The organism is Alteromonas sp. 14N.309.X.WAT.G.H12, from assembly GCF_036697315.1.
Taxonomy (GTDB): Bacteria; Pseudomonadota; Gammaproteobacteria; order Enterobacterales; family Alteromonadaceae; genus Alteromonas.
In genome coordinates, this window is record NZ_JBAHZB010000121.1 from 1 (window position 1) to 9,836 (window position 9,836).

Here is a 9,836-nt window from a genome sequence, read left to right on the forward strand (position 1 = left end):
GGGTAAGTTGCACTATTTTGAAGACCTTGAAGAAGGTATTAGTGCCTACATGGCAGAATAACAGAACACCAAAGAAGCGGACACATGAATACTAAAGACCTTATCGGAAAATTAAAGAAAAATAAGCTGATTTTTATTGTAGCTCCTTGGCTCATTTATGCCTTTTATCTCATTTTCTTAGCTGCACCGCAGTACGAAAGTGAAAGTAGACTTATCGTTAAATCCACCGATGGTGGCAGTACCTTTGACCCTTCTACATTGCTAGCAGGGACCATCACTGGCGCCTCGTCCGCCAATGACAGTCAAATTATTGAAAGCTATATACAATCACAAGATATGATGCGCTACCTTGAGCAAACGCTGTCATTAAGCGAACACTACAGCAGCGATGTGGGTGATCTCTTCAGCCGTCTTAATAGCCACCACTCGCAAATTGAATTTTACGAATATTACCTTGATCATGTCACCGTGGACGTCGATTCTGCCTCTTCGGTTATTACCTTAAAAGTACGAGGTTTTGACCCGGAATTTGCCCGTAAGGTCAACGGGGCGATCGTTAAAAAAGCAGAAGAATTTCTTAATGCCATTAACAATAATCTGGCCAAATCGAAAATGGCTTTCGCCAAAAACGAGCACAGTATCGTAGAAGAAAAACTGCAAGCGGCAAAAAATGAATTGTTAGCGTTTCAATCCAAATACAACGTACTTGATCCTACAGCAGAGGGTGCGGCATCCCAGCAAATCGCATTTTCATTGCAAGCAACTTTGGCACAAAAACAAGCGGAATTGAACAGCTTGGAAACCATGATGTCCCCGATGGCACCAGAAGTGCAAAATACTAAGCGACAAATTAACGCGCTAAGACAGCAAATTAGCCTACAAAAAGAATCGTTTAGTAATCAGGAAAACGATGGCTCCCTCTCCGTCAGTAACTTGATGGCTCAGTACAGTAACTTACAGGTTCAGCTGCAACTGGCCATACAAGCCTATTCGTCATCACTGGTGTCATTGGAAAATGCACGGGTGGAAGCTTATCAAAAACTCCAGCATTTGGTGACCATTGAAACGCCGACACTGCCTGACGACAACGCTTACCCTAGGATCCCATATAACCTCACACTGTTTGGTGTTATTTTGCTTATTATCTACGGCACTGCACGCATTGTGATCGCCACAATAAAAGAGTTATAAGCCAGTGAAGGAGGGTTGACAGCATGCTTCAGCCCTCTAGTCTCATCCTCTTTGCCCAACCAGTCGTATTGTGTATAGTGGTTTCCTTCGGTATAACGACTAACGGTGCAGTTATTTTTTAACCGACAATTAATTCAGCCTTTTAGAGCTGAAATCCTAGCTGTACTGATTTTAAATAAAACAATCATTAAAACGGAACGATATTGTGACAATAAAAACATCTAACGATACCAGTTTCTTTGGCCATCCAGGGGGCCTTCAGACGCTATTTTTCACCGAAATGTGGGAACGCATGAGCTATTACGGCATGCGGGCACTTTTGGTTATATTCATGATGCTTTCTATCCAAGAAGAAGGCTTAGGTTTCGATAAAGAAACCTCCTACGCTATTTACGGATTGTATACTGGTGCGGTTTACTTCATGGGCCTTTCCGGGGGCTGGCTCGCTGATAGGCTATTTGGCGGACAAAATGCCGTATGGTACGGTGGTATTATCATTATGAGTGGTCACATTGTACTGGCCATTCCCAGCACCTCGACCTTCTTTGTCGGCCTTATATTAGTCGTTTTAGGCACGGGCTTACTGAAACCCAACATCTCCGCAATGGTCGGTCAGTTATATTCTGAACATGATGCCCGGCGAGACAGCGGCTATACCCTTTATTATATGGGGATCAATATCGGTTCCATTATCGGTAACTTTATCTGTGGCTGGTTAGCCGTGGAAAAAGGCTATCACTGGGCCTTTGGTGCGGCCGCCATCGGTATGGGCATTGGCCTGATCCAATATCGTATAACACAGTACAAATTGCCGGAAAGTTCCGCGCGCCCGACGGTGAATATGACCCCATCCGGCGTTCAGCGCAGCTGGGTTGGCATCGTGCTTTTTCTAGTGGCACTCGCCGTTGTTACCTATGCTATGAGCGCAGGTTTTCTGGTCATTGATGTCGCCGCTGTGGCAGAATATGTGGCCTACTTGTTTACTGCAATCTTCTTACTTTACTTTGGCTTTATCTTCTTCTTTGGCGACCTGTCGGTAAATGAGAAGAAGCGTATGCTGGCTTTGTTCTTAATCTGTGTTGCCTCAGCTTGCTTTTTTGCCGGCTTCGAACAGGCGGGCTCTTCACTGAACGTGTTTGCCAATGAAAATACCGACCGCATGTTAGGAACATTTGAAATTCCCTACGCTTGGTTCCAGTCATTAAACTCCATTTTCATCATTGTTCTTTCACCTTTCTTTGCCGTGCTTTGGATCCAATTGGGTAAACGCATGTTAGATCCATCCTATGGCATCAAGTGTGCAATCGGCGTACTCATCATGGGAAGCGGTTTTGTGGTTATGTTCTTCGCCGCCATGCTGGCCACAGGGGAGCAGCAAGTGGCCCCGTATTGGTTAGTGGCGACTTACTTCTTACACACCGTAGGTGAGTTGTGCTTAAGCCCTGTAGCGCTAAGTGCGGTAAGTAAATTATCGCCCCGCCGCTTCTCTGGACAATTAATGGGTTTATTTGTACTTACTTACTCTATTGGCAGTGTTATCGCAGGGGTTTTAGCCGGCGCATTTGGCACCGATGAGTCTGGAAATGTGTCAGAGTTATTTAGTAACATTGCCATATTTGCCGCTATCATTGGCGTATTAGTGTTGGTTTTCTCACTGGTCACCCGACATTGGGAAAAACTTCCGCAAGAAGATGAAAAAGCCGCATAACATAGATTGTGGGGATATCAGGGCGGCATTAAGCCGCCCTGATAGTTAAAAACCTTAATTCAATAACGGTATAATTTAACTACTAAGGCGTCTACTACCTTGTATTTTTCAACTCGTCAAATCCCGGCTTTAAAATCCTATTCTCTCGCACAACGTATGCAAATCATTAACAGTGCAGCTAAAATGTTAACGGTGCCGGAAAAAACCTTGTTAAATGTACTCAAATTGCTAGTCATTGTTCCGGTCTTCGTTTTCATCATCAGAACATCTGCCAACTGGCATTCTTTACTGTGGGCTTTCCTTGTATTTCTGCTCTATCCTCTTATTATAAAGCCCATACAATATTCCCTGTGTGCGAAATACGTACCTCGTGTGCTATCTAAGGAGAGAAAATGAAAACCATTTTGGTTACCGGCGGTGCTGGCTACATTGGTAGTCATACGGTTTTACAATTACTGGAACAAAATTTTTCTGTGGTTGTGCTTGATAACTTGGTCAATTCCAGTGCGGAGTCACTACGTAGGGTCGAAAATATCACCGGTAAATCAGTGACATTTATACAAGGTGATATTCGTGACCCGTCTGTATTGGACAGTATTTTCAGTCAATATCCCATTCACGCTGTCATCCATTTTGCTGGATTAAAAGCCGTGGGTGAATCCGTTGAAAAACCACTGGAATACTATGAAAACAACGTTTATGGCACCCTGTCACTGTGTAAGTCAATGCGCCAGCATAACGTTAAAAACCTTGTGTTTAGTAGCTCAGCCACTGTCTATGGCGATCCTGTATCCTTGCCTTTGAATGAAAAAATGGCAACAGGACACCCCACCAACCCTTATGGTATGTCTAAGTTAATGGTGGAACATATGCTTACGGATCTGTACCAGTCAGACACCCAGTGGAATGTGGTCTTGCTACGTTATTTTAACCCGGTGGGCGCACATCCGTCCGGACAAATTGGTGAAGATCCCAATGGTATTCCCAATAATCTAATGCCCTATATCTCCCAAGTCGCTACGGGGAAATTGGCGCAATTAAGCGTATTTGGTAATGACTACGACACCAAAGACGGCACCGGGGTTCGTGATTATATTCACGTAGAAGATCTTGCCAGTGGGCACCTAAAAGCCCTCGATAGGTTGTCTTTAAATAGGGGGCTGGATATTTATAACCTCGGCACAGGTCAAGGCTATTCAGTTTTAGAAATGATAGCGGCCTTTGAGGCGGCGTCAGGAAAAAAAGTGAATTACAAAATAGCCCCTCGCCGAAGTGGCGATGTTGCCGCTTGTTATGCTGATCCTACCTTAGCAGCAAAAGAACTAAATTGGCGTGCTGAAAAAACCCTCACCGATATGTGTAAGGATGTGTGGCACTGGCAATCTAACAATCCAACCGGTTATAACAACTAAAAAGGGCCTCTACAGGCCCTTTTTTATTATCCTATGGAAACATTATTCGTTGTTATCTTCTGGCTCCATATCATCTAACATGGACTCGAACTCAGCAAAATCATCTAAATCATCCTGCTCAATGGCTTTATTGCCACTTTCACCGTCAGTAACCCGATATTCGAGGTTTTGAAAATAAGCATTTTTAACGAAGGCATAATCATCAATAGCCTGATCTAACTGAGATTCCTGATCAATTAATGACGCCCTACCTTCTAAAATGGACACCGCATATCGGAGCACCGTAGTCGGGCCATCAAGAATGGCCATGGGATAATACAAACCATCCACCACATCACCGGTGAGTGAACGAGGATCACTGGGACCGTAAGCCGGTATCATTAGGTATGGCCCGGTATCAGAACCCCAAACGCCGAGCACCTCGCCAAAGCTCTCTCGTTTGCGAGAAATACCAATTTTGTCTGCCACATCAATGGTACCGAGCAAGCCTACTGTGGTATTAATTAAAAAGCGCGCCATGCTGTCTAAACCATCATCGACTTTCCCCTGAAAAAGGTTATTGACCATATTTCCAGGTTCTTCCAAATTATTCGCGGCATTCAGTAACCCTGTACGAGCAAACTGTGGCATTACCGTTACATAAGCGACGGTAATCGGCCGCAAGATATATTGATCCAGCACTTCCCAGTTAAAATCCCACATCACACGGTTTGCCGATTCAAAGGGATCCTTAGGATCGCCCTCGTACTGATTTACTTCATCTTCCTGCTGAACATCAACTTGCGACGCACAGCCGCCTAAAAGCATCACGCTTAAAACAAGATTTAATAGTATTTTTTTGGACAACAAGGTCACATGATTTCCTCATTAATTACAATTTTTTGCGGCAACACCTCACCTTTGCTTACAGTGACAATCAATTGACCAAGCAGATCACCGGAGGCTGGCATAACATCTTCGTCGGATGATATCCGTGCTACCAACTTAGTTTGCTCCAACGATGATAACGTATATGAAGGCAACATAGCATTTTCAGATGTGAGCCTAATTGTCACAGGAAATGTTTGTAACGGCATTTTAACCACCGCAGCCGGCATTCGATTATCGCTGTTAGCATCCTGAGCATAAACAATCAGATACCCCTGTGACGGCACTTTGCTTTTCAGTGCCTCATCAAGGGTAATTTGCATGGTAAACCCAGTTGCCGCAATAGTACCCGATGTAGTTGGTGCTACGCTACTTTGGGTTTCCAATTCACTTACTCGTTGCTCCAATCCCAAGCGGATTTCGTTATCTTCAGGCAGCTTGTCACGCACTTTTGCAAAATACGTTCGTGTATTGTCTAGATCACCAAGACGGGCAGAAACAACAGCCATCATTAGCGTTAAATTATCACTTTCCTCATTTTGGCTTAACAAACCGGCTAAAACAGACTGGGCCTTGATTAAATCGGCTTCAGTATTCGAAGCCATTAATACTTGAGCATAGGTAATGTTTACCGTGCTGTTGTTTGGCTGAATAGCGAGCGCTTTTTCAATGGCTTGAATTGCCTGTTCATTTTCACCCACCGACAGCCAAAGGCGGCTTAAAAACATCCATCCTGTGGCATCATCGGGGGTCTGACGTAAGCGCTGGCGGATGGCAAAGGTCAATGCCGACACATCACTGGCAGTGAAATCACTGGCATTCCCCGATGACAGCTTTTCGCTTAATTCTGGCAACGCAGCAATCGCCGACTGTGCTTGGTTGATTTGGCTTAAATGATTCACTGTAAAATAAACAAGCCCTCCGGTGGCAAAGGCAAACACCCCGCCTACTATTAAAGCAGGAAGCGCACTTTGGGCCCGCTTTGCACGATGGGGCACGCTTTCATCCACCAGCGCCAGTTTCAATTCATCACCGGCCTTTTGTTTATCATCGGCGCTAATTAAGCCTTCATTGGCTTCCCTTTCTAACTCCTCCAGACGCTGTTTTATAACCGCTATATTTGACAACTTGTCGCGCTGGCTTACTTTTCGCTTACGTAACCAAGGTACGGCAATAAGCAGGCTGACCAGCGTAATAAGCCCAGCAACAATAAAAACGAAAATACTCCAACTCATGAATCATCCTGTTTTAGCATAGCCTCAGCCTGTTCAAGTTTTGCGGCAGTATCTTGTTCGGGGGTGGCTGAACGACGATAGATCACAAAAAACATGATCAAAACAATAAAGATAACCGGTAGTGCCCACAACCAAACCGTGGCGATTGTCACTGGCGGCTTATAGTAAACGAAATCACCATAACGATCTTTCATGTAGGCAATGACTTCTTCCTTACTCTTGCCTTCTTTAAGTAAGCTATACACTTTTCTGCGCATATCGTGGGCGATCATGGCATCAGAATCTGCGATATTCTGGTTTTGACACATAGGACAGCGCAATACCGCTGTTAATTCCAAAAATTTCACACGCTGGGCCGGATCAGCGAAGCTATAATTGTCTTCAACCGCTAATGCGGGATCATAAATACCCACCATGAGCACTAACAAAAGAAACACTTTTTTCATTCTTCCGTGCCCTTTTCATGTTGTTCAGCCGTTGCCTTTTCGGCGAGCAATTGCTGATAAAGCGGCGCGATTTTTGATTTCCAAACGCGGGCATTGATATCTCCAATATGATGCATTCGAATCACGCCCTTACTATCAATGAGAAAATGTTCTGGGGCACCGGTCACCCCTAAATCTAACGAGGTATCACGGTAAACATCAAAAATGTTAAACCGATACGGATTACCGTAACGACTCAGCATATCCGTCACCTCCTCTTGCACCCGACTTAAGGTTTTAGTACCAAAATCTGGGTCGAGATCTTGATCGAAATATAAGCCGACAAAGTGTACATTCTGCTCTTGACGCAATTGGGTAAGAAAAGGCATCTCAACGGCACAGGTGACACACCAGACTCCCCATACGTTCAATATGGTGACATCGCCTTTAAATACGTTTTGGTCATAGGTTTTAGAGGGGTCCATCAAATCAGGCAGAGAAAAAGCGGGCACTGGCTTACCATCTGCCTGCGAATCAAGCTGTCTAGGATCAGAAAACAAACCTTGGAAAAGAAACACCACCAAAAAGGCAAACAATACTAATGGTATTAAAAAGAGGACCAGTTTTTTATTCATGACACCTCCCCTGGCGTCGTTACAGATTGTCCGCTATAAGCCCGTTTTACCGCTGCGATTTTCGCCATTCTGTAGCGTCGATCAGATATAGAGAAAATGCCACCTATTGCCATGATCACTGCCCCTGCCCATATCCAGGTGACAAAAGGCTTTATATAAATACGCACCGCCCATGCCCCATCATCAAGGGGTTCGCCCATGGCAATGAATAGATCGCGTAATAAGGAGGAATATATGCCCGCTTCTGTCATAGGCATTTTTTGTACCGTATACAAACGTTTTTCCGGTTCAAGATGCACCAGTTTTTTATCGCCCTGATACACATCAAACACGCCCACATCAGCAGTATAATTTGGCCCTTGTTTTTGCTTTAGCTGAGTAAAATGAAAGGTATAGCTACCCAGTGTGGCGGTTTCTGAGGGTGCCATGCGGATATCCCGTTCCAAGGCATAATTAGACACCAAGGTGATCCCAATGAGGGTAACCGCAAATCCTAAATGCCCCAATACCATGCCCCAATGACTGGCAGTAAGCTGCCTCAGCTTATGGAAAAAGGGGGCTGGGGACATGGCCTGGGTACGCTGCATCACTTCTTGCACCGAATTGATAAGGATCCAAGCCGATAAGATTAATCCCAAAGCGCCCATATAGGTTGGTGCATCATAGGTAGAATTAATGAGAATACCGGCACTTATGCTTAAACCCAGAGCAATCAAGGTTTGTTTTTGTAGCACCTTTACCGACTGTTGCTTCCATCGAGTTAATGGCCCTAATCCAAGACAAAACACAAAAGGCACAATGAGGTAGGTAAACATCTGATCGAAAAACGGTGCACCGATTGAAATAGAACCTAATCCAAGTTCTTTATGCACCAAAGGTAACAAGGTGCCTAAAAAGACCACGATGGTTGCCGCACACAAAAAGACGTTATTACCCATTAACAGTACTTCTCGGGAAACCGGGCTATAACGTCCGGGGGAACGCAATTGAGAAGCCCGTAAGGCATACAGCAATAAGCCGGAGCCCGATAACACCACTAAAATACCAAGAATGAATAGCCCCCGAGATGGATCACTGGCAAAAGAATGTACCGATACGATCACGCCAGAGCGAACAAGAAAGGTACCCAATAAACTTAATGAAAAAGCCGCGATGGCCAGTAATACTGTCCAGGATTTAAATACCTTGCGCTTTTCAGTTACGGCCAGAGAATGCATCAGCGCCGTTCCTACCAACCAAGGCATTAAAGCTGCGTTTTCCACAGGATCCCAAAACCACCAGCCTCCCCAACCAAGTTCGTAATAGGCCCACCAGCTCCCCAACGCGAGCCCCACGGTCAAAAAGCACCAAGCGGCAATAACCCAAGGTCGCGACCAACGCGCCCAAGTTGAATCTAACTGACCGGAAATCAAGGCCGAAATAGCAAACGCAAAAGCCACCGAAAAGCCCACGTACCCCATATACAACATGGGAGGGTGAATGATCATGCCAAAATCTTGCAACAGCGGATTTAAATCCCGACCATCCACAGGAAAAAAGGGCAACATGCTGTCGAAGGGATTGGATGTAAGTAACATAAATAAATAAAAGCCAACGCCCACGGCCCCTAACACCGAGAGTACTCGGGCTACCATGGCATCGGGGATCCCACGGCTAAATATGGCAACGGCCAACGTCCATATTGACAACATCAGCACCCACAACAAGAAAGACCCTTCGTGTCCCCCCCATACCGCAGTCACTTTGTAGTAATCAGGAAGCTGACTGTTTGAATGCTGGGCCACGTAAGCCACACTAAAATCATCGGTTACAAAGGCATACACCAACGCCAGAAAGGCCAACAAGGTAAATACAAACATCCCCGTTGCAAGGGGTTTCGCCGTGCCAATTAACAAAGTGTGTTGGGTTTGTGCGCCCCACATGGGGTAAACGGCCAATAAAATAGCGCTGACCAGCGCAAGCGTAAGGGCGATATTACCTAATTCAGGAATCATTGCCGCCCCCAATATTGTCTGGTTTCACGTGTTGAATCCCCTTCATTTGTTCTGCCAATTCAGGCGGCATATATTCTTCATCATGTTTCGCCAACACTTCTTGGGCTTTGATTAAACGATTATCAACAAGGGTACCCGTTGCCACAATCCCCTGCCCTTCGCGAAAGAGGTCCGGCAGGATCCCCGCATACTTAACCGTTACAACCGGCCCTGTATCAACGAGATCAAAACTCACTTCTAAACTGTCTTTGTCCCGCTGCACACTACCGGGGACAACCATGCCACCTATCCTCAAACGTTGCCCAATTTCGGGCCTCTTACCATCACGGCCATCCACAATTTGACTGGGGGTGTAAAACAAATCAATAC

The 9,836-nt window shown here is 45.3% G+C and carries 10 protein-coding genes; 4 read left to right on the forward strand and 6 right to left on the reverse strand.

What is annotated here, in order from left to right:
* Window positions 1–84: 84 nt before the first annotated feature.
* The 4 genes from V5298_RS18145 to galE all read left to right on the forward strand — a co-directional run bounded on the left by V5298_RS18145 (window position 85) and on the right by galE (window position 4,311).
* Window positions 85–1,191 carry a capsule biosynthesis protein gene (locus tag V5298_RS18145; RefSeq protein WP_332932839.1) on the forward strand — a complete coding sequence of 369 codons (1,107 nt, stop codon included), beginning with the start codon at window positions 85–87 and terminating at the stop codon, window positions 1,189–1,191.
* Between the two features lie 211 nt (window positions 1,192–1,402).
* Window positions 1,403–2,899 (forward strand): peptide MFS transporter, encoded by a 1,497-nt coding sequence (locus tag V5298_RS18150; RefSeq protein ID WP_332932847.1) that lies wholly within the window; start codon window positions 1,403–1,405, stop codon window positions 2,897–2,899.
* Between the two features lie 99 nt (window positions 2,900–2,998).
* The gene (locus V5298_RS18155; RefSeq protein ID WP_332932840.1) at window positions 2,999–3,295 is read left to right on the forward strand and encodes a DUF6170 family protein; all 297 of its coding nucleotides are present in this window, start codon (window positions 2,999–3,001) and stop codon (window positions 3,293–3,295) included.
* The gene (gene galE / locus V5298_RS18160; protein WP_332932841.1) at window positions 3,292–4,311 is read left to right on the forward strand and encodes a UDP-glucose 4-epimerase GalE; all 1,020 of its coding nucleotides are present in this window, start codon (window positions 3,292–3,294) and stop codon (window positions 4,309–4,311) included. The genes V5298_RS18155 and galE overlap by 4 nt, the downstream gene beginning before the upstream one ends.
* A 42-nt stretch (window positions 4,312–4,353) precedes the next feature.
* On the opposite strand, the gene V5298_RS18165 is transcribed toward galE, so the two are convergent.
* From V5298_RS18165 to ccmE, 6 genes are all read right to left on the reverse strand, one after another.
* A complete protein-coding gene (locus V5298_RS18165; RefSeq protein WP_416351204.1) occupies window positions 4,354–5,157 on the reverse strand; it encodes an MlaA family lipoprotein in 804 nt (267 codons plus the stop codon).
* Between the two features lie 5 nt (window positions 5,158–5,162).
* Window positions 5,163–6,413 carry a c-type cytochrome biogenesis protein CcmI gene (gene ccmI, locus V5298_RS18170; RefSeq protein WP_332932842.1) on the reverse strand — a complete coding sequence of 417 codons (1,251 nt, stop codon included), beginning with the start codon at window positions 6,411–6,413 and terminating at the stop codon, window positions 5,163–5,165.
* Entirely contained in the window at window positions 6,410–6,859 is a 450-nt protein-coding gene (locus tag V5298_RS18175) for a cytochrome c-type biogenesis protein (protein ID WP_332932843.1), read from the reverse strand. Before V5298_RS18175 ends, ccmI begins: the two co-directional genes overlap by 4 nt.
* Complete coding sequence (locus tag V5298_RS18180) at window positions 6,856–7,473, reverse strand: redoxin family protein (RefSeq protein ID WP_332932844.1); 618 nt, start codon at window positions 7,471–7,473, stop codon at window positions 6,856–6,858. Before V5298_RS18180 ends, V5298_RS18175 begins: the two co-directional genes overlap by 4 nt.
* Window positions 7,470–9,467, reverse strand: a complete 1,998-nt coding sequence (locus tag V5298_RS18185; protein ID WP_332932845.1) for a heme lyase CcmF/NrfE family subunit — start codon at window positions 9,465–9,467, stop codon at window positions 7,470–7,472. The genes V5298_RS18180 and V5298_RS18185 overlap by 4 nt, the downstream gene beginning before the upstream one ends.
* Window positions 9,457–9,836, reverse strand: a 380-nt coding sequence (gene ccmE, locus V5298_RS18190; protein ID WP_332932846.1) for a cytochrome c maturation protein CcmE, incomplete at its 5' end; no start/stop codon positions are given. The genes V5298_RS18185 and ccmE, both read right to left, overlap by 11 nt.

What these genes read in the sequence shown, in the direction of transcription:
- ccmI (WP_332932842.1), bottom strand. Translation starts at nt 6,413, where the DNA reads ATGAGTTGGAGTATTTTCGTTTTTATTGTTGCTGGGCTTATTACGCTG.
- V5298_RS18145 (WP_332932839.1), top strand. Translation starts at nt 85, where the DNA reads ATGAATACTAAAGACCTTATCGGAAAATTAAAGAAAAATAAGCTGATT.
- V5298_RS18180 (WP_332932844.1), bottom strand. Translation starts at nt 7,473, where the DNA reads ATGAATAAAAAACTGGTCCTCTTTTTAATACCATTAGTATTGTTTGCC.
- V5298_RS18175 (WP_332932843.1), bottom strand. Translation starts at nt 6,859, where the DNA reads ATGAAAAAAGTGTTTCTTTTGTTAGTGCTCATGGTGGGTATTTATGAT.
- V5298_RS18185 (WP_332932845.1), bottom strand. Translation starts at nt 9,467, where the DNA reads ATGATTCCTGAATTAGGTAATATCGCCCTTACGCTTGCGCTGGTCAGC.
- galE (WP_332932841.1), top strand. Translation starts at nt 3,292, where the DNA reads ATGAAAACCATTTTGGTTACCGGCGGTGCTGGCTACATTGGTAGTCAT.